The 17,879-nt window shown below is 64.2% G+C and carries 18 protein-coding genes; 14 read left to right on the plus strand and 4 right to left on the minus strand.

The window, feature by feature from the left end; translation table 11 throughout:
* The first annotated feature begins 43 nt into the window (after window positions 1-43).
* Genes AC1DEK_RS26525 through AC1DEK_RS26535 form a run of 3 tightly spaced genes read left to right on the plus strand, consistent with a single transcriptional unit; the run spans window position 44 to window position 2,361 of the window.
* Complete coding sequence (locus tag AC1DEK_RS26525; RefSeq protein WP_478128296.1) at window positions 44-892, plus strand: transporter substrate-binding domain-containing protein; 849 nt, start codon at window positions 44-46, stop codon at window positions 890-892.
* Between the two features lie 12 nt (window positions 893-904).
* Window positions 905-1,573, plus strand: coding sequence for an amino acid ABC transporter permease (locus tag AC1DEK_RS26530; RefSeq protein WP_478128297.1), 669 nt, complete (start codon window positions 905-907; stop codon window positions 1,571-1,573).
* Window positions 1,570-2,361 (plus strand): amino acid ABC transporter ATP-binding protein, encoded by a 792-nt coding sequence (locus AC1DEK_RS26535; RefSeq protein WP_478128298.1) that lies wholly within the window; start codon window positions 1,570-1,572, stop codon window positions 2,359-2,361. Before AC1DEK_RS26530 ends, AC1DEK_RS26535 begins: the two co-directional genes overlap by 4 nt.
* On the opposite strand, the gene dusA is transcribed toward AC1DEK_RS26535, so the two are convergent.
* Window positions 2,334-3,359 (minus strand): tRNA dihydrouridine(20/20a) synthase DusA, encoded by a 1,026-nt coding sequence (gene dusA / locus AC1DEK_RS26540; RefSeq protein ID WP_478128299.1) that lies wholly within the window; start codon window positions 3,357-3,359, stop codon window positions 2,334-2,336. The genes AC1DEK_RS26535 and dusA overlap by 28 nt on opposite strands.
* 77 nt (window positions 3,360-3,436) lie before the next feature.
* Window positions 3,437-4,567: a DUF2235 domain-containing protein gene (locus AC1DEK_RS26545; protein ID WP_478128300.1), complete on the minus strand. Its 1,131-nt coding sequence runs from the start codon at window positions 4,565-4,567 to the stop codon at window positions 3,437-3,439.
* Window positions 4,568-4,789: 222 nt separating this feature from the next.
* Between AC1DEK_RS26545 and AC1DEK_RS26550 the strand changes: the two genes are divergently transcribed.
* The 10 genes from AC1DEK_RS26550 to xylB all read left to right on the plus strand — a co-directional run bounded on the left by AC1DEK_RS26550 (window position 4,790) and on the right by xylB (window position 16,417).
* The gene (locus AC1DEK_RS26550) at window positions 4,790-5,995 is read left to right on the plus strand and encodes an MFS transporter (protein WP_478128301.1); all 1,206 of its coding nucleotides are present in this window, start codon (window positions 4,790-4,792) and stop codon (window positions 5,993-5,995) included.
* 68 nt (window positions 5,996-6,063) lie between these two features.
* Window positions 6,064-7,269 carry an MFS transporter gene (locus AC1DEK_RS26555; protein WP_478128302.1) on the plus strand — a complete coding sequence of 402 codons (1,206 nt, stop codon included), beginning with the start codon at window positions 6,064-6,066 and terminating at the stop codon, window positions 7,267-7,269.
* A 172-nt stretch (window positions 7,270-7,441) separates the two neighbouring features.
* The gene (locus AC1DEK_RS26560; RefSeq protein WP_478128303.1) at window positions 7,442-8,761 is read left to right on the plus strand and encodes an ABC transporter substrate-binding protein; all 1,320 of its coding nucleotides are present in this window, start codon (window positions 7,442-7,444) and stop codon (window positions 8,759-8,761) included.
* A gap of 122 nt (window positions 8,762-8,883) precedes the next feature.
* Entirely contained in the window at window positions 8,884-9,741 is an 858-nt protein-coding gene (locus tag AC1DEK_RS26565) for a carbohydrate ABC transporter permease (RefSeq protein ID WP_478128304.1), read from the plus strand.
* Between the two features lie 10 nt (window positions 9,742-9,751).
* Window positions 9,752-10,576 (plus strand): carbohydrate ABC transporter permease, encoded by an 825-nt coding sequence (locus AC1DEK_RS26570; protein WP_478128305.1) that lies wholly within the window; start codon window positions 9,752-9,754, stop codon window positions 10,574-10,576.
* Window positions 10,577-10,715: 139 nt separating this feature from the next.
* On the plus strand, window positions 10,716-11,750 hold the full coding sequence (locus tag AC1DEK_RS26575; protein WP_478128306.1) for an ABC transporter ATP-binding protein: 1,035 nt from the start codon (window positions 10,716-10,718) through the stop codon (window positions 11,748-11,750).
* Window positions 11,751-11,759: 9 nt separating this feature from the next.
* A complete protein-coding gene (dalD, locus tag AC1DEK_RS26580; RefSeq protein ID WP_478128307.1) occupies window positions 11,760-13,178 on the plus strand; it encodes a D-arabinitol 4-dehydrogenase in 1,419 nt (472 codons plus the stop codon).
* Window positions 13,175-13,990: an L-iditol 2-dehydrogenase gene (locus AC1DEK_RS26585; protein ID WP_478128308.1), complete on the plus strand. Its 816-nt coding sequence runs from the start codon at window positions 13,175-13,177 to the stop codon at window positions 13,988-13,990. The genes dalD and AC1DEK_RS26585 overlap by 4 nt, the downstream gene beginning before the upstream one ends.
* Window positions 13,991-14,012: 22 nt before the next feature.
* A complete protein-coding gene (locus AC1DEK_RS26590; protein WP_478128309.1) occupies window positions 14,013-14,951 on the plus strand; it encodes an AraC family transcriptional regulator in 939 nt (312 codons plus the stop codon).
* Window positions 14,952-14,962: 11 nt separating this feature from the next.
* Window positions 14,963-16,417 carry a xylulokinase gene (gene xylB / locus AC1DEK_RS26595; RefSeq protein WP_478128310.1) on the plus strand — a complete coding sequence of 485 codons (1,455 nt, stop codon included), beginning with the start codon at window positions 14,963-14,965 and terminating at the stop codon, window positions 16,415-16,417.
* Window positions 16,418-16,453: 36 nt separating this feature from the next.
* Here xylB and AC1DEK_RS26600 read toward each other — a convergent pair whose 3' ends face one another.
* Window positions 16,454-17,026, minus strand: coding sequence for a hypothetical protein (locus AC1DEK_RS26600; protein ID WP_478128311.1), 573 nt, complete (start codon window positions 17,024-17,026; stop codon window positions 16,454-16,456).
* Window positions 17,027-17,055: 29 nt separating this feature from the next.
* Window positions 17,056-17,316, minus strand: a complete 261-nt coding sequence (locus tag AC1DEK_RS26605; RefSeq protein ID WP_478128312.1) for a hypothetical protein — start codon at window positions 17,314-17,316, stop codon at window positions 17,056-17,058.
* Between the two features lie 158 nt (window positions 17,317-17,474).
* Here AC1DEK_RS26605 and AC1DEK_RS26610 point away from each other — a divergent pair, with 158 nt between their 5' ends.
* A complete protein-coding gene (locus AC1DEK_RS26610) occupies window positions 17,475-17,879 on the plus strand; it encodes a hypothetical protein (RefSeq protein WP_478128313.1) in 405 nt (134 codons plus the stop codon).

Below are 17,879 nucleotides of genomic sequence, written 5' to 3' on the forward strand. Positions count from 1 at the left end.
AACGCCACGCACCCCGATTTTTCAACCGATGGAGAACGATTCGATGACAAACCGTCGCCAATTCATTGCCCGCGTTGCCGCCGCAGGAGCTGCCGGAACTGCGTCGAGCTGGGCCACTCAGGCCTTCGCGCAAGCGGAGCCCGAAAGTGCCTGGGCGCGCATTCACCGCACGAAGGTGTTGCGCATCGGCGCGGTGGCCGGCGCGGCGCCCTACTATCACAAGGATCTGGCGTCCGGCGAATGGCAGGGCTTCATGATCGACTTCGCCAAGAACCTGGCGGGCAGCCTCGACGTCAAGCTGGACATCAACGAAACCACCTGGGGCAATTCGGTGCTCGACCTGCAGTCGAACAAGATCGACGTGTTCTTCGGGCTCAATCCGACACCCCAGCGCGCGCTGGTGGTCGACTTTTCGGACCCGCTCTTCAACAATGCCTTCGTGCTGGTGGCGCGCAAGGGCTTCAATCCCAAGACCTGGGAAGAATTGAACAAGCCGGACGTGAAGGTCGCGGTCGACATCGGCTCGTCGCACGACCAGATGGTGACGAAGACGCTTCCCAACGCGCAGATCATCCGCCTCGAAAAAGCCGCCGACGCCACGCTGGCGGTGCAGACCGGGCGCGCAGACTGCCAGGTACTGGCAGTGGTGCTCGCACTCACCGTCATGAGCAAGAACCCGACGATCGGCCACATCGTGCTGCCGACGCCGACGCAGGCAACCACGACGAACCTCGGCTTCCGCAAGGAAAACGATCGCCAATGGATCGAATACGTGAACAAGTGGATCGCGCAGACGCGCGCCAGCGGCAAGGTCAAGCAGGTGGTGCTGAGCAACATGCAGGCGCTGTCGGGCGTGAAGCCGGATCAAGTACCGACCGAAATCAGCTTCTGAAGCAAGGCCGCCGTGTACCAGTGGGACTTTGAATTTCTCTGGGGCTTTCGCCGGCTCCTCCTCATCGGCCTGGGCTACACGGCCGCCTATACGGTGATCTGCACGCTGCTGGGGCTGTTGATCGGATTGGCAGTCGCCATGGGCCGGCTGTCGCGGCACGGTTGGCTCCGGGCGCCGCTGCGAGGCTATGTCGAAATCTTTCGCTGCACGCCGGTGCTGGTGCAACTGGTGTGGTTCTATTACGCGCTGCCGGTGCTGACGGGCATCCAGATTTCGGCGGCGCTCGCGGCCATCCTGGCGCTGTCACTCTACGGGAGCTCGTTCTTCTCGGAGATCATCCGCGGCGGCATCATCTCGATCGACCCCGAGCAAAGCGATGCCGCACGCGCATTGGGGATGCGCCGCTTTCAGGTGATGCGCCGGGTGGTGCTGCCCCAGGCCTTCAGGCGCATGGTGCCGCCGCTGCTCAACCAGTCGATCCTGCAGCTCAAGAACACTTCGCTGCTGTCGGTGCTTGCCTTGCCCGACCTGCTCTACCAGGGCCAGAGCATCGCGCACGAGACCTACCGTCCGCTGGAAACCTACACCGTCGTGGCGCTCGCCTATTTCATCGTGCTGCTGCCGGCGACGATTCTGGTTAAGCGTGCGGAAACCCGTCTTTCGAAGACCGCCCGCGCATGACTCCGACCGTGAACGCACCCATGATCGAGGTCAGCCACCTCGGCAAAAGCTTTGGCGACAACCGCGTCTTGCGCGACGTGTCCCTCTCCGTCGGCAAAGGCGAGGTCGTGGCACTCATCGGCCCGTCGGGCTCCGGCAAGTCGACGCTCCTGCGATGCCTGAACCTGCTGGCCGTGCCCGACGAAGGCACCGTACGCGTGGGCGACCAGACGATGGCCTTCAAGGGCGCTGCGACGCGGCTGCCCAGGGACGCGCTGCTCTCCGCATTCCGCGCCCGCACCGGCATGGTCTTCCAGCACTTCAACCTGTTTCCGCACATGACTGTGCTGGGCAATGTCATGGAAGGACCTGTCACCGTGCTGCGACAAGCCAAGGCGCAGGCGGAAGCCAAGGCAAGATTGCTGCTCGGCAAGGTCGGCTTGCAGGACAAGGCCGACGCCTGGCCGGATCAACTGTCAGGCGGGCAGAAGCAACGCGTCGCCATTGCCCGCGCGATGGCCATGGAGCCGCAGGTGATGCTGTTCGACGAGGTGACGTCGGCGCTCGACCCAGAGCTGGTTGGCGAAGTGCTGCGCGTCATCAGAGTGCTGGCCGACGAAGGCATGACCATGGTGCTCGTCACGCATGAGATGGCCTTCGCGCGCGAGGTGGCCGATCAGGTGGCGTTCATGCGCGACGGCGTCATCGTCGAATGCGGTCCAGCGCGCCAGGTGATCGATGAGCCCAACGAGCCGGCGACACGCGCCTTCCTCGCCCGCTTTCACGAAGGCAGGCCGGCCAGCGCCTGAGCCGGCTCCTCGGCGTCAGGGCGAATCGCGTGCGAGTGCGCCCGCGTCATCACTTCATGCGGCGACAGCGCCTTGAGCCGATGGTCGCTCCAGACTTGCCGCCAATGGCGCGCGCCGGCGAGCCCATTGCGCAGGCCGAGCATGTGACGCGCGATGTTCGACCATGGCGTGCCGTGGGCTTCGGCCTCGCGCACCATGTAGTCGCACATCTGGCGCTCGACGTCTTCGCGCGTGGCCGTCGAAGGCGCCTCACCGTAGAAGGCTTGGTCCCACTCAGTCAGCCACCACGGGTTGTGATAAGCCTCGCGCCCGATCATCACGCCGTCCAACAGCCGCAAATGCGCCTGCATTTGCGCGATCTCATTGAAGCCGCCATTGATTGAAAAACGCAGCGCCGGGAAGTCGTGCTTCAGCCGATGCACCAACTCATAGCGCAGCGGCGGCACTTCCCGGTTCTGCTTGGGCGAAAGCCCCTTGAGCCAGGCATTGCGCGCATGCACGATGAAAGCTTCGCAGCCCGCCTCGCTCACCTTGCCGACGAAGTCGCGCACAAAGTCGTAGCTTTCGACCTTGTCGATGCCGATGCGGTGCTTGACGGTGACCGGCACCTCGACCACATCGACCATCGCCTTCACGCAATCCGCCACGAGCTCGGGTTCGTTCATCAGGCAGGCACCGAATGCGCCGCGCTGCACTCGCTCGCTCGGGCAGCCGCAGTTGATGTTGATCTCGTCGTAGCCCCATTCCTCGCCGAGCTTGGCGCAGTGCGCAAGGTCGGCCGGCTCGCTGCCGCCGAGTTGCAGCGCGACAGGGTGCTCTTCGGTGTTGAAGCGCAGGTGTCGCGGCACGTCGCCGTGGATGAGCGCGCCGGTGGTCACCATTTCGGTGTAGAGCAACGCGCGGCGCGTGAGCAGGCGGTGGAAGAAGCGACAGTGGCGGTCCGTCCAGTCCATCATGGGGGCGACAGATATCTCGGGCGGCTTGACTCTTTGATTCATAACGGTTCTTGCTGCGGCACCGCCTGAAGAGGGCGGCCCGGGAATGCGGGAATGCGCACAAGGCGCCATTTTCCCCGTTATGCCGCCAACACCGCCGCAGCCAGTTGCCTGCCCCTGAGCCAGGGCGCGAGATTGGAAGACGGCTCATAAGCCGCAAACTGCGTGAGGTACAGCTGTACGCTTGGATGAAACCGCGCGTCCCCCGGGATCTGCCTCGGCGAATGTGGCCGCACGTCGAAGGGTGGCTCCCTGTACGGCGTGTGAATCGGGCCAAATTCGAACGCATCGGTCGCCCGGTACTGCGCAGAGATCGCAACGCCGGCGCCGCGCAGGCGCCCGATCATCCAATCGAGCGAGCAGGTGGCCAGATCCCGCTTTGCATAGCCGCCGCCGACGTCGGCATGCGCACCGCAGAACCAACGCTGTTCGATGCCTTGCCTGTCTTCCCAGAGGGTCGGCTCGAAGTCCACGCGCTGCTCGTCGATCGCGAGCGCGTGGAATCCGGCCTTCACCTTGTCCGACAGAACCCGGTCCGCGAATTCGAAGATGTCGACTTTCGACGCATCGTCCAGGCCATAGGTCGGCACCCCGAGCGCGCCCACGGTGTCCCAGACGCCGACGGCTTCGATGCCGGCGCCCTGCACCAGGCGATTCAGGTCGATGGGCTGAGCCTTGAACTCTTCAAGATACCCGAGCAGGGTGCTCTGCTTGCCCATTGCCTTGCGGTGTTGGCTCCAGACGAAGATGCCGAGCTTGTAGGCGGTTTCGGCATCGTGCATGGCGTCTTGCGGCAGCAGGCCCATCTTCGCGATCATTCCGGCGAGCGCCCTGGCGGTGTAGGCGCCGCGGCTGAAGCCGACCAGATAGATGCGGTCGGCTGGCGCGTAATTGCGCGAGATAAAGGTGTAGCCGCGAACGATGCGCTCGATAAAGCCCTCGCCGAACACGCCGCCGAGGATCTTCAGGACGGCATTCTGCGAATCGCCGACGCCGTGCAGGTATTTCGCGACCTGCGTGATTCGGGCGTCCGGTCCGGCGGCGACCTTTTCCTGCTCGTCCTGCTTTCGAAGCGAATCCGCGGTGACGTCACCCTGCAGTGCCGCGAACAGACGCAGCACGTTGGTGGCCTTGGCCTGGAGATCCTGCGTATCGCCTTGGCCGAGCCCATTCCACGTGCCGTCGGCACAAAAGACGATGTTCTTTGCCACGGCGAATTCCTTTCGCAAATACACAAGGCACACAAGGCACACAAGGCACACAAGGCATCCTGATCTTGCAGCGGCAGTTTGGCCCCTTCCCAAATGCCCGGCCATGCGCCATTCGCGATATGCCGCGCGGCAACCCCGCACCGGGCGGCCTGCACGGCGGCGTGAGAAATGCTAAGGTGCCAACCCTTTCGGGTTAACCCCTAAATCCGTCGAAGGTCTCTTTTGCCTCACATCAAAGCGCCCGCACCCGGCGGGCTTTCCACCGGCTTGACCGTTCTGTTCGCCATCGCTTGCGGACTCTGCGTCGCCAACATCTACTTCGCGCAGCCGCTCATCGGGCCGATCGCCGTCACGTTGCAACTGCAGCCGGGTCTGGCCGGGCTGATCATGACGCTGACCCAACTCGGCTACGGCGCCGGATTGCTCCTGCTGGTACCTCTGGCCGACGTGGTCGAAAACCGTCGACTGATCACGTTCGCGATGGCCGGCGCAGTGATCGGGTTGATCGGCATCACACTGTCCGACTCGGCAGCGAGTTTTCTCGCGGCTTCGTTCCTGGTTGGCGCTTGCGCGGTCGCCGCGCAGGTGCTGGTTCCGTTGGCCTCTCACCTCGTACCGGAGGCAACGCGCGGCAAGGTCGTCGGCAACATCATGGCCGGACTGCTGGCCGGCATCATGCTGGCGCGGCCGTTCTCCAGTGTGGTCGCCGCAGCTTTCGGCTGGCGCGCGGTGTTCGGGATTTCCGCCGTACTGATGGCAACCCTCGCGGTCGTGATATGGCGTGTCCTGCCCGATCGGCACCCGCACGCATCGCTCGGCTACGCGCGCACGATGGCCTCTCTGCCCGGCATCGTCTGGCGAACGCCGCTTCTGCGGCGCAGGGCGTTCTACCAGGGAATGATGTTCGCCGGCTTCCAAGCGTTCTGGACCGCGGTGCCGCTCGCGCTTGCAAGCGAGTTCAACATGGGCCAGGGCGGCATCGCGCTGTTCGCGCTGGCGGGGGCGGCGGGTGCACTCGCCGCACCCTGGGCCGGGCGGCTGGCGGATCGCGGCCTCTCGCGGCCCGCGACGGGCGCGGCGATCGCGGTGGCGCTCCTGTCGTTCGGCCTTGGGGCTGTCTCGGTGCACTTCCATTCGCTGCTGGGGCTGGTCGCCGCGGGTGTGCTGCTCGATGCGGCCGTACAGCTGTGCAACGTGCTCAGTCTGCGCAGCTTGTATGTGCTGGCGCCGGAACTCCGCGGACGGCTGAACGGCCTCTTCCTGACTTTCATCTTCATGTGCGCCGCAATCGCTTCCGGACTGGCTGCGGCCATCTACACCTTCCACGGGTGGAACGGCCTCAGCCTGCTGGGGGGCGTGTTCGCCGTGGTGGCACTGTTGTTTTACGCCACGGAGTTCCGTCGGAATTCCCTTTCGCCTGCGACCTGACGAAGTGCTTCGGGATAATCAGGGTTAACCCTATATCCTCCTCCGATAGCACCTTTCAGCACCTTCGCATGACCCAGCACACCGAAGCGACTTCCGCCATTTCGTCTCGCATGCCCATTGCCCTGCTGGCGCTCGCCGCCGCGGCCTTCGCGATCGGCACCAGTGAATTCGTGGTCATGGGCTTGTTGCCGCAAATGGCGCTCGATCTGGGCGTCACGCTTTCGCAGGCGGGGCTTCTCGTCACAGCCTATGCCATGGGCGTGGTCATCGGTGCGCCCGTCTTTGCAGTCGCCACGGCACGCCTGCCGCGCAAGGCGACGCTGATCGCGCTGGCTTCGCTCTTCGTGGTGGGCAATCTCCTTTGCGCGCTCGCGCCCAATTACGCGATGCTGATGGTCGCCCGCGTGATTACCGCGCTCGCGCACGGCACCTTCTTTGGCATCGGCTCGGTCGTCGCTGCGGGGCTGGTTGCGCCGAACAAGCGCTCGCAAGCCATCGCCCTGATGTTCACCGGCCTCACGCTGGCGAACGTGCTGGGCGTGCCGCTTGGCCGCATCATCGGCGAGCACTACGGCTGGCGCATGACCTTCGCAGCCATCGTCGTGATCGCACTGGGCGCAGTGGCTTCGCTGATCGTGCTGCTGCCCCGCCACATCGAAATGCAGAAGAGCAACATCCTGCGCGAATTCACCGTGCTCGCGGACGCCCGCGTCCTCCTGGCACTCGCGACGAGCGCATTGGCATCCGCGAGCCTGTTCTGTGTTTTCACCTACATAGCCCCCCTGCTGACTCAGGTGAGCGGTTTCTCAGAGGCTGCGGTGGCGCCCATCCTGCTCCTGCTGGGCGTCGGGCTCACGATCGGCAGCACGGTGGGCGGGCGGCTGGGCGACCGGCGGCTCGTGCCTTCACTGCTGCTGGTGCTGGGCCTCAACGCACTCGTGCTGGCACTCCTGCATTTCGCTTTGCCGGTGCGCTCGCCGACCGTCGTGCTGATGCTGGTCTGGACCACGCTGTCGTTTGCGCTCGTGCCGCTCCTGCAGACGCTGATCGTGCAGCACGCGAGCGCCGCCCCCAACCTGGCCTCGACGCTGAACCAGGGCGCTTTCAACCTCGGCAACGCAACGGGCGCGTGGATCGGTAGTGGCATGCTCGCCGCCGGCGCTCCCCTGGCTGATCTTCCGTGGGCCGGTGCCGCCATCACGCTGGTGGCTTTGGCAATCGCTGCATGGGGCAGCCGCTTTGGCGATCGCGCACCCGCGTTGCAAGCCGCCTGAACGCACTGCCCAAGCCCATCGAGCGGCACATCACTTCTTGCTCGAATTAGGGAAGTCACCAATCAACTGGTGCAATTAAGTATCGGCACTGGCCGAAGAAGTACCAAACCCGCAATTCAGAGTCTCCAGAATCTGGGCGCGGCGACGCCTGTCGTCGAACCAAGGAGACAACATGAAGCGTTTTCTGAAGGCGGGCCTGGTGCTCGCAGTCGCAGCGGCAGCCGCAACCGCCGGCCTGGCGCACGCCGACACCGAGCTTGTCGTCGCGACCGTCAACAACGGCCACATGATCGAGATGCAGAAGCTCACCAAATTCTTTGAGCAAGCGCATCCGGACATCAAGGTGAAGTGGGTCACGTTGGAAGAAGGCACGCTGCGCCAGCGCGTGACCACGGACATCGCCACCAAGGGCGGCCAGTTCGACGTGATGACCATCGGCATGTACGAGACGCCGATCTGGGCCAAGAAAGGCTGGCTGCTGCCCATTGCGACGGATGCCGCCTATGACGTCGACGACCTGCTGCCCGCGATCCGAAGCGGCCTCTCAGTGGACGGCAAGCTCTACGCTTCGCCGTTCTACGGCGAAAGCTCGATGCTCATGTACCGCAAGGACCTCGCGGACAAGGTCGGCTTCAAGATGCCCGAGCAACCGACCTGGACGCAGGTCAAGGAATTGGCCGGCAAGATCCACGACCCGAAGGGCGGCGTCTACGGCATCTGCCTGCGCGGCAAGCCGGGCTGGGGCGACAACATGGCGCTCCTCACGACGATGGTCAACACCAATGGCGGGCAATGGTTCGACACCACCTGGAAGCCGCAGATCGACTCCAAGCCTTGGCATGACGCAGTCAGCTTCTACGTCGACCTCATGAAGGCCTACGGCCCGCCCGGTGCCTCGGCCAACAGCTTCAACGAGAACCTTGCGCTCTTCAACGAAGGCAAGTGCGGGATGTGGGTCGATGCGACCATTGCGGCTTCCTTCGTGAGCGATCCGAAGCAATCGAAGGTGGCGGACAAGGTCGCCTTCGCTCAGGCTCCCGTGGCGGTCACGCCGAAGGGCGCGAACTGGCTCTGGGCTTGGGCGCTGGCGATTCCCGCCAGTTCGCAGAAGGCCGATGCGGCGCAGACTTTTGTGAAGTGGGCCACGTCGAAGGACTACGTCAAGCTCGTCGCCAAGGAAGAGGGCTGGGGCTCGGTGCCGACCGGCACGCGCAAGACGACCTACGCATCACCCGAGTTCGTGAAGGCGGCGCGCTTTGCCGATGCCGAAAAGAAGGCGATCGATACCGCCAACCCCAATGACAGCACATTGCCCAAGTCGCCTTACGTCGGCGTGCAATACGCGGCCATTCCGGAGTTCCAGGCCATCGGCGTCGCTGTCGGCCAGCAGATGAGCGCCGCGCTTTCAGGCAAGGTCACGGTCGACCAGGCATTGAAGACCTCACAGACGGCCGCCGAACGCGAGATGAAGAAGGGCGGCTATTACAAGTAGCCCCCTAGGCTGCGCGCACTTCGTGTCGCTTCGCCCACCCCCCACGGGTGGCGCTGCCAGCGGCCCGGCGAAGCCGGGTCCGCGGCAACTCACGACAAAAGCCATGCCATGGGGGTCTTCTTATGAACCGCTTGCTGCCTCGAACGCTGATGGCGCCGGCCGTGATCACGCTCGTCCTCTGGATGCTCGTGCCGCTGCTGATGTCCATCTACTTTTCGTTCGTCAACTACAACCTGATGCAGCCCGGCGAGCGCACGTTCAACGGGATCGAGAACTTCAGCTACTTCGTCACCGACCCCGACTTCTGGCCGGCAGTGTGGAACACGCTGGTGCTGATCGGCAGCGTGATCATCATCACGGTCGGCTTGGGGGTCGGGCTTGCGCTGCTGGTGAACGAGCCCTTTCCCGGGCGCGGCATCGTGCGCGTGCTGCTCATCTCGCCCTTCTTCGTGATGCCCACGGTGAACGCGCTGCTGTGGAAGCACATGATGATGAACCCGATCTACGGCGTCCTCGCGGACCTGTGGCGCAGCTTCGGCGCCGAGCCCGTCGACTGGCTCACGGATGTGCCGCTGTTCTCGGTCATCATCATGGTCGCCTGGCAGTGGCTGCCGTTCGCCTGCCTGATCTTCATTACCTCGCTGCAGTCGCTCGACCGTGAGCAGATGGAAGCCGCGCGCATGGACGGCGCCACGGCCGTCCAGCGCTTCGGCTATCTCACCCTGCCCCACCTCGGGCGGCCGATGGCGGTGGTGATCATGATCGAGATGATTTTTCTGCTTTCAGTCTTTGCCGAAATTGCGGTCACGACCAATGGCGGGCCGGGCAACGAGAGTACCAACCTCACCTACCTCATCTTCAAGCAGTCGCTGATGAACTTCGACGTGGGGGTGGCTTCCGCAGGCGCGCTCTTCGCTGTGGTGCTGGCCAACATCGTTGCGGCCTTCCTGATCCGCATCATCGGAAAGAACCTCGACTGAGGGCCGCAGCATGCAAACCACCAACATCTTTCCCCTCGCACTGCGCACGGTCGTCGCTTGGGCCGTCACGCTGCTGCTCTTCTTTCCGCTGGGCTGGCTGCTGCTGACTTCGTTCAAGACGGAGTTGCAGGCCATCCACGTTCCGCCGCTTTTCATCTTCGAGCCGACGCTGGAGAACTTCACCGAAGTGCAGCGCCGAAGCGACTACCTGCTCTATGCAAAGAACTCGCTCATCACGAGCGTTGGCTCAACGATCATAGGGTTGCTGATCGCCGCGCCCGCCGCGTATTCGATGGCCTTCTTTCGCACGAAGCGCACGCGTGACATCCTCATGTGGATGCTCTCCACCAAGATGATGCCGGCCGTGGGCGCATTGGTGCCGATCTATGTGCTCGCGCAGACCGCCGGGATGCTCGATACGCGCACGGCACTCACCGTGGTCTTCACGCTGTCGAACCTGCCGATCATGGTCTGGATGCTCTACACGAGCTACAAGGACATCCCGCCGGAGATCCTCGAAGCCGCGCGCATGGATGGCGCCAGCCTGTGGACGGAGTTCCGGCACGTGGTGCTGCCACTCTCGATTGGCGGGCTGGCTTCCACCGGGCTGCTCTGCCTGGTGCTGAGTTGGAACGAAGCGTTCTGGGCGCTCAATCTCAGCTCCGCAAAAGCCGGCACCCTCGCGACGCTCATCGCGTCCTACTCCAGTCCCGAGGGCCTCTTCTGGGCCAAGCTCTCTGCAGCGTCGGTGATGGCCATCGCGCCCATCGTGGTGTTCGGCTGGTTCAGCCAGAAGCAACTCGTCCAGGGTCTGACCTTCGGGGCGGTGAAATGAGCTCGCCCCCAGGCTGCGCGCACTGCGTGTCGCTTCGCCTACCCCCTGCCGGGGGCGCCGCCGACGGCCCGGCGGAGCCGGTTCCGTGGCGGCCTCACTGTTCGCGGCGTTCCCCGACAAATATTCAAGGAGACATTTGATGGCCTACCTGCAACTCGACAATATCCAGAAGAGCTTCGGGGAAACGCACGTCATCAAGGGCGTGAATCTCGAGATCGACAAGGGCGAGTTCATCGTGTTCGTCGGTCCCTCGGGTTGCGGCAAGTCGACGCTGCTGCGGCTGATTGCGGGGCTCGAAGCGATCACGAGCGGCAAGCTGTTGCTCGATGGCAAGGACATCACGCACACGCCGTCCGGCAAGCGCGATCTCGCGATGGTGTTCCAGAGCTACGCGCTCTATCCGCACATGAGCGTGTACGACAACATGTCTTTCGCACTCAAGCTCGCGAAGGTGTCGAAGGACGTCATCAAGACCAAGGTCGAATACGCCGCGAAGACGCTGAACCTCACGCAATACCTCAATCGCACGCCGAAGGAGCTCTCGGGCGGTCAGCGCCAGCGGGTCGCCATCGGTCGTGCAATCGTGCGCGCGCCCAAGGTGTTTCTTTTCGACGAGCCACTTTCGAATCTCGATGCGGCCCTGCGTGGCAACACGCGGGTGGAAATCCACAAGCTGCATCGTGCGCTGGGTGCAACCAGCATCTACGTCACGCACGATCAGGTCGAAGCCATGACATTGGCCGACCGCGTGGTCGTGCTGCGCGATGGATTGATCGAGCAGGTCGGCACGCCGATGGACCTGTACGACCGGCCTGCCAATCAGTTCGTCGCGCAGTTCATCGGCATGCCGTCGATGAACATGGTGGAGGCCAAGGCGATACCGAGCTTCTCTGCGCTGACAGGCGGCAGGCTGCCGCAGGATGGATTCCTTGGTGTGCGGCCCGAGGGCTTGCGCGTGCATCACGACGGGCACGGCGTCGGCGCGCAAGCTCGCGTGGAACTGGTCGAATCGCTCGGCGCCGACACGCTGATCCACATCGACGTCGGCGGCGTGCCTTTGGTGGCGCGCCAGAACGAGCGCACCGACCTGCAGGCGGGCGATCCGGTCAGCGTCGAACTCGATCCTTCCGTACTTCATTTCTTCAATCGCGAAGGCCGAACGGTCGCCGCCTGAGTTGCTTCCATGGCCCATCCCTCCCCTTCCGAATTCGCGGTGCTCCACCTCGGGCTCGGCTCCTTCCATCGCGCGCACCAGGCGGTGTACCTGCAGGCGCTGATCGATGCTGGCGACACGCGCTGGTCGCTCATTGGCGCGAATCTGCGGCCCGACATGGCCGACGTGGAAAACGCGCTGCGCGCCCAGGGCGGCCAGTACACGCTGGAAACCGTGTCGCCCGCCGGCGAATATCGCTACCAGCGCATCACGTCGATCCAGGAAGTGCTGGCCTATGACCCAGAGCTGCGCGAAGTCATCGCGCGTGGCGCTGAATCACGCACGCGGGTGATCTCGTTCACCGTGACCGAGGCCGGTTACTACCTCGATCCGATGGACAAGCTGGACTTCACTGCGCCGGATCTGGCGGCGGATCTCGATCGGGCTCGCAAGGGACATCCGGGCGCGACGATCTACGGCGCCATCTGCGCGATCCTGCGTGCGCGACGCGGCGCCAATTCGAGCGCGGTGACGCTGCTCAATTGCGACAACCTGCGCCACAACGGCGACCGCTTCCGCAAGGGACTGCTGGAATTCATCGAACAGGCGGGCCAGACCGATCTGGCCGATTGGGTCCGCACGCAAACGCGTTGCCCGAATGCGATGGTCGATCGCATCACGCCCCGACCCCCTCCAGAGCTGCGTCAGCGCGTGCTGCAAGCCAGCGGCTGGGACGACGCCGCGCCGGTCACCGGCGAGAGTTTCATCCAATGGGTGATCGAGGACGACTTCGTGAATGGCCGACCCGACTGGGGCCGCGTCGGCGTGCAGTTGGTCGATTCGGTCTCGCCTTATGAAGAAGCGAAGATCCGCATCCTCAACGCAAGCCATAGCTGCATCGCCTGGGCCGGAACGCTGCTGGGTCTGCAGTACATCCACGAAGGCACCCGCAACGCCGCGATACGGCGCATGGCTTTCGACTACGTAACGGACGACGTCATCCCCTGCCTGAACACGTCCGCGAATCCCAGTCCCGTCGACCTTCCGGCGTACCGCGACGTGGTGCTCGACCGCTTCGGTAATCCTGCAATACGAGACACCAACCAGCGCGTGGCGATGGACGGCTTCTCGAAGATCCCCGGCTTCATCGCACCGACGGTGCGCGAGCGCCTGGGGCGCGGCGAATCCATCGACAGCGTCGCCATGCTCCCTGCCCTTTTCCTCGCCTTCCTGCAACGCTGGCATGAAAAGACGCTGCCCTACGTCTACCAGGATCAGGGAATGGACGAAGCCGTAGCGCACGCCATCTGCGAAGCAGCCGATCCGGTCGCCGCGCTGAGCGCAGACCCCGCCTTGTGGGGCGATGCTGCCGGCGATGCCCGGCTGGTCGATGCCTTGCGCAAGGCTGCGATGCGTGTCGAGGCATTCATCAAGGGAGCCGGAAAATGACGGAGGCAACTGTGAGGACAGGAACCACAGGTCGACTCGCACAACGGCATGTGCTGATCACGGGTGCCGGCGGCGGCATCGGTCTGGCCATCGCCGAAGCCTGCCTTGCCCAGGGCGCCAAATGCACCTTGGCCGACAGGACGGCGCAGCCATCCGATGGTGTCCAGTCGCTTCGGCGGCGGCACCCGAATGCGCTCGCCTATGTCGAAGCCGATGTGACGGACATGCCTTCCGTTGGCGGCATGCTGTATGCGGCGCAGGCGGCGCACGGGCCGATCCATACGCTCGTCAACAACGCCGCACTGTTCGACATGGCACCGCTGTTGCAGAGCGACGAAGCCTCGTTCGACCGCCTCTTTGCGGTCAACGTCAAGGGCATGTTCTTCGTCATGCAGCGTGTTCTTCAGCACATGGTGGACGCGCAGACGCAAGGCGCGTCCGTGATCAACATGGCTTCGCAGGCAGGTCGTCGCGGCGAAGCGCTCGTCTCCCACTATTGCGCGACGAAGGCGGCGGTCATCAGCTACACGCAAAGCGCCGCGCTTGCGATGGCGCCACATGGCATCCGCGTCAATGCGATTTCGCCGGGCGTCGTCGACACGCCCATGTGGGCCCATGTCGATTCCCTCTTCGCCAAATACCAGAACCTCCAGCCCGGCGAGAAGAAGCGCCAGGTCGGGCTCGAAGTTCCCCTCGGGCGGATGGGGCGTCCGGACGATATCGCCGACGCCGCGGTATTTCTCGCGAGCGACGAGGCTCGCTACATCACGGCGCAAACGCTCAACGTCGACGGTGGTAATGTGATGAGCTGAGGCAAAGAGAAGGTCCGTTTCCATGACATCGGCGCGCCAAAGGCATCTGCCCCGCCATCGAGAGCCCGAACTCGAGCGCGACATCACGCGCTCGCCATCGCTGGGCTACGAGGCGCCGGAAGAAAGCGGCCTCGTGCGCTGCCTCGCGCACGGCTTTCCGAGCCCGCTGGTGCGCTGGCACTTTCATGAAGAGTACGAGCTTCATCTCATCACGGAGACTTCGGGCCGGGCCTTCGTCGGCGACTGGATCGGCCCTTTCCAGCCCGGTCATCTCGTGCTGTGCGGACCGCGGCTTCCTCACAACTGGATCTCGCTCGATGCGCCGGAAGGCGGCGCCATCGGACGCGACCGCGTCATCCAGTTTCGCCATGAGCCGATCGAACGCGCGGCAGCGGAGATTCCGGAGCTGCGCGAGACGCTGCAGTTGCTCGAACGCGCGCGCCACGGCGTCGAGTTCTTCGGCCTCGCGGACCGTGCGCTCGCGCACTGGAATGCAGTCAAGGCGGCACATGGCCTGCAGCGTCTGTCGCGCTTTCTCGAATACCTGGACGAACTCGTCCACTGCACGGATTACCGGCTGCTTTCGAACGTGCAGATGCAGGGTGTCGAGGGCGACGTGGAGGTCGACCAGATCAACATCATCGTCAACCGGATCACGTCCAACCTGGCCGATCCGATCGTCATGGCCGACATCGCCAGCGAACTCGGCATGAGCGAAAGCCGCTTCAGCCGCTTCTTCAAGCGCTCGACTGGCAACAGCTTCACGGACTTCGTGAACCGGGTCCGCATCAACAGCGCCTGCCACCTGCTGATGCAGACGGACCACTACGTGACCGACATCTGCTATCAGGTCGGCTTCAACAATGTCGCGAACTTCAACAGGCGCTTTCTCGAGATCAAGGGCATGACGCCGACCGAGTTCCGGCGCCAGAGCGACAGCCGTTTCGGCAGCATCGCTTGAAGGAAACGGCCGTGTACCTCGGGCTCGATCTCGGCACGTCGGAGCTGAAGGCGCTGCTGCTCGGCGCGGACCACCGCATCATTGCGCTCGCCCGCGCGCCGCTCACCGTGAGCCGGCCCTCACCGCTGTGGTCGGAGCAGTCGCCCGAGCAATGGTGGGAAGCCCTGGAGACGGTCATGGCGGCGCTGCGCCGGAGCAATGCAGAGTCGCTTGCTGCCGTTCGTGCCATGGGTCTTTCGGGCCAGATGCACGGCGCCGTCGCATTGGACGCGGCCGGCGAGGTTCTGCGGCCCGCCATTCTCTGGAACGACGGTCGCAGCGCAAAGCAGTGCGAAGCCCTCATGGCGCACGTGCCGCGCCTCACAAACATCGCCGGCAATCTTGCGATGCCCGGCTTCACCGCGCCCAAGCTGTTGTGGATGCGCGAGCACGAGCCGGAACTTTTCAAGCGCACCGCCTGCGTGCTGCTGCCCAAGGACTGGCTGCGCTTCAAGCTGAGCGGCACGCGCGCGAGCGATATGTCCGACGCGTCGGGCACGCTGTGGCTCGATATCGCCGCTCGCGACTGGTCGGACGAACTGCTCGCCGCCTGCGGACTCGGTCGACAGCACATGCCGGACCTGGTCGAAGGCAGCGAGATCGCCGGCAGGCTCAAGCCCGAGCTGGCTCGGCGATGGGGGCTCCCCGAAAACATTCCGCTCGCGGGCGGTGGCGGCGACAACGCAGCGAGTGCCGTGGGCATGGGGCTGGTGGAAGCGGGCCAAGGCTTCGTGTCGCTGGGCACATCCGGTGTCATCTTCGTGTGCGGAGACCACTTCGAGCCGAATCCGTCACAGGCCGTACACGCCTTCTGCCATGCCCTTCCGGGACGCTGGCACCAGATGTCCGTGATGCTGTCGGCGTCCAGCGCAGTGACTTGGGCTGCGCGCACATTCGGCCTGGGCAACGAGGCCGCGCTGCTGGCTGCCGCCGCAACGCTGAACGCCGCCGGCCGCGAGCACTCGCCTTTTTTTCTCCCCTATCTTTCCGGCGAGCGCTCGCCCCACAACGACACCCGCGCGCAAGGTGTGCTCTTCGGGCTGACGCACGCGCACGGACCGGCGGAGATTGCCTATGCAGTGGCGGAAGGCGTGAGCTTCGGGCTGCGGGACGGGCTGGACACCCTCGCGCGACCGGCCGGCGATCTGGTGCTGGTCGGCGGCGGTGCTCGCAGCGCGTGGTGGTCGCAGCTGCTGGCGGACATCCTCGAAGTGCCCCTTGCGGTCTGCGAAGGGGGCGAAGCCGGCGGAGCGATGGGCGCGGCACGACTGGCTTGGCTGGCGGATGGCGGGTCGGAAGCGGAAGTCTGCCGCCGTCCGCCGGTGCGGCAGAGATTCGAGCCAGATCCATCGAACGCAAGTGTCCTGACGACCCGCCATGCGCGCTTCAAGGCGCTGTACGCGGCCATGCGGCCGGCTTTTGGCTAGAGACTGCTGGAGACTGCTGGAGACTGCTGGAGACTGCTAGAGATTGCCGAGTTGTCCGAAGGACGTTCGCAGACCGGCATAGTCGGTCGGGCCATTGCTTTCGGGCGGATTGCCCGTGGCCGACAACCATGCGGCGATGCTCGGGAGGCGCCGCTCGAAGTAGAGATGCAGATGCGGCCAATTGCCGGCGTCGCTGTGGCCCTCGGTCATCTCCAATGCTTCCACAGCGATGGTGCGCAGGCTGCTCACCATGGCGAGCGAGCGGCCGTCCAGCATTTGCAGCGTCACTTCGCGGCCTTGCGAAAGCACCTCCTGGAGGATGCGGCGGTGCACTGTGTAGTCGGCCCAGCTGCGCTTGCCGCAGGCATCGCTCAGCTCACGAAAGACCCAGTGCATGTGGCTTGCAAAGATGGAAGCGACCTGGCCCGCCTGTCGCAGGTTCTGCCTGGATGCCGCCAATTGCAGCCGCACGGCCCAGAGAATGGCTGCGAGCACACCGAGCGTCTGCACCCAGGCGGCGATCTCGGCCGACGTGGAGGGCCGGTAGAACCAGCCCGCGGCCACCAACACAGCAATGCCGGCCGCGATGGCCGCTCCAAGTTTCCGCATGGTTTCCCCCTGATTCCAAGGCAGCCCGCTCAACTCCGCGGGCCGTCCTTGCCAAACATTTTTCGGATTGCTGCCACACCCGCGACCAAAGCATTGGAGTACGTGACCTGCGGCTCGCTTGCCGCCTCTATCGGCAGGTAAGAGAGCGTATCTTCGACGACACAGTCGGTCGCCTCCATCAACACCCAGTAGAACTCGCCTTCTTCGAGTTCCTGGACGGTAAGGGCGATATTTCGCAGTTGCGACATAGAGTTAGCGGCGACATCAAGTAAGCGGTTGATCCTATGCAACCGCCGCTGCAACGGCTAGTCACAATATCACGAATCGTCACAAATGTGACCATTAGTATGAATTTTGCACCTCTCGCGCCGCCCTCTTGAACGCGCGCATGACTTGACCAATGAGACGGCTAGGCTCAATGTTCGTAAATCCACCTTCAGGAGGAGACATGAAGCATTTCACGCTGGCACCGCACATGACCGCAGCCGTCGGGGGCGCGTTTTATCCTTCGGGCCATTCGTTCGTGATGTTTCCGCACGCAGCCGACGCGAGCCGCATTGGGCACCAACTCATCGACGAAGGCTTCAGTGGCGACGAGGTCTATCTGATTCCGCCACACGTCGTGCTGGAGCAGATCACGCCGACCGTCCGCGACACCGACAACCCGCTTCCTTCCGCCGGAACCGACGGGGCGACCGTCAGGGCCTATACCAAGCTTGCGCGCGAAGGCCACACGGCGCTGCTCGTTCGCACCAAGGACGAAGCCTCGGCGCAGCGGCTCATGATGCTCGTGCGCGAAGTGCCCTACTCGATTGCCCAGCGGTACAGGGCACTCGTGATCGAAGACCTCTGA

This window comes from Variovorax sp. 10N420, from assembly GCF_056394705.1.

Excerpts from the sequence above, each read along its gene's own strand:
- AC1DEK_RS26525 (WP_478128296.1), top strand. The coding sequence starts at position 44 with ATGACAAACCGTCGCCAATTCATTGCCCGCGTTGCCGCCGCAGGAGCT.
- AC1DEK_RS26535 (WP_478128298.1), top strand. The coding sequence starts at position 1,570 with ATGACTCCGACCGTGAACGCACCCATGATCGAGGTCAGCCACCTCGGC.
- dusA (WP_478128299.1), bottom strand. The coding sequence starts at position 3,359 with ATGAATCAAAGAGTCAAGCCGCCCGAGATATCTGTCGCCCCCATGATG.
- AC1DEK_RS26555 (WP_478128302.1), top strand. The coding sequence starts at position 6,064 with ATGACCCAGCACACCGAAGCGACTTCCGCCATTTCGTCTCGCATGCCC.
- AC1DEK_RS26560 (WP_478128303.1), top strand. The coding sequence starts at position 7,442 with ATGAAGCGTTTTCTGAAGGCGGGCCTGGTGCTCGCAGTCGCAGCGGCA.
- AC1DEK_RS26565 (WP_478128304.1), top strand. The coding sequence starts at position 8,884 with ATGAACCGCTTGCTGCCTCGAACGCTGATGGCGCCGGCCGTGATCACG.
- AC1DEK_RS26570 (WP_478128305.1), top strand. The coding sequence starts at position 9,752 with ATGCAAACCACCAACATCTTTCCCCTCGCACTGCGCACGGTCGTCGCT.
- AC1DEK_RS26575 (WP_478128306.1), top strand. The coding sequence starts at position 10,716 with ATGGCCTACCTGCAACTCGACAATATCCAGAAGAGCTTCGGGGAAACG.
- dalD (WP_478128307.1), top strand. The coding sequence starts at position 11,760 with ATGGCCCATCCCTCCCCTTCCGAATTCGCGGTGCTCCACCTCGGGCTC.
- AC1DEK_RS26585 (WP_478128308.1), top strand. The coding sequence starts at position 13,175 with ATGACGGAGGCAACTGTGAGGACAGGAACCACAGGTCGACTCGCACAA.
- AC1DEK_RS26590 (WP_478128309.1), top strand. The coding sequence starts at position 14,013 with ATGACATCGGCGCGCCAAAGGCATCTGCCCCGCCATCGAGAGCCCGAA.
- AC1DEK_RS26600 (WP_478128311.1), bottom strand. The coding sequence starts at position 17,026 with ATGCGGAAACTTGGAGCGGCCATCGCGGCCGGCATTGCTGTGTTGGTG.
- AC1DEK_RS26610 (WP_478128313.1), top strand. The coding sequence starts at position 17,475 with ATGAAGCATTTCACGCTGGCACCGCACATGACCGCAGCCGTCGGGGGC.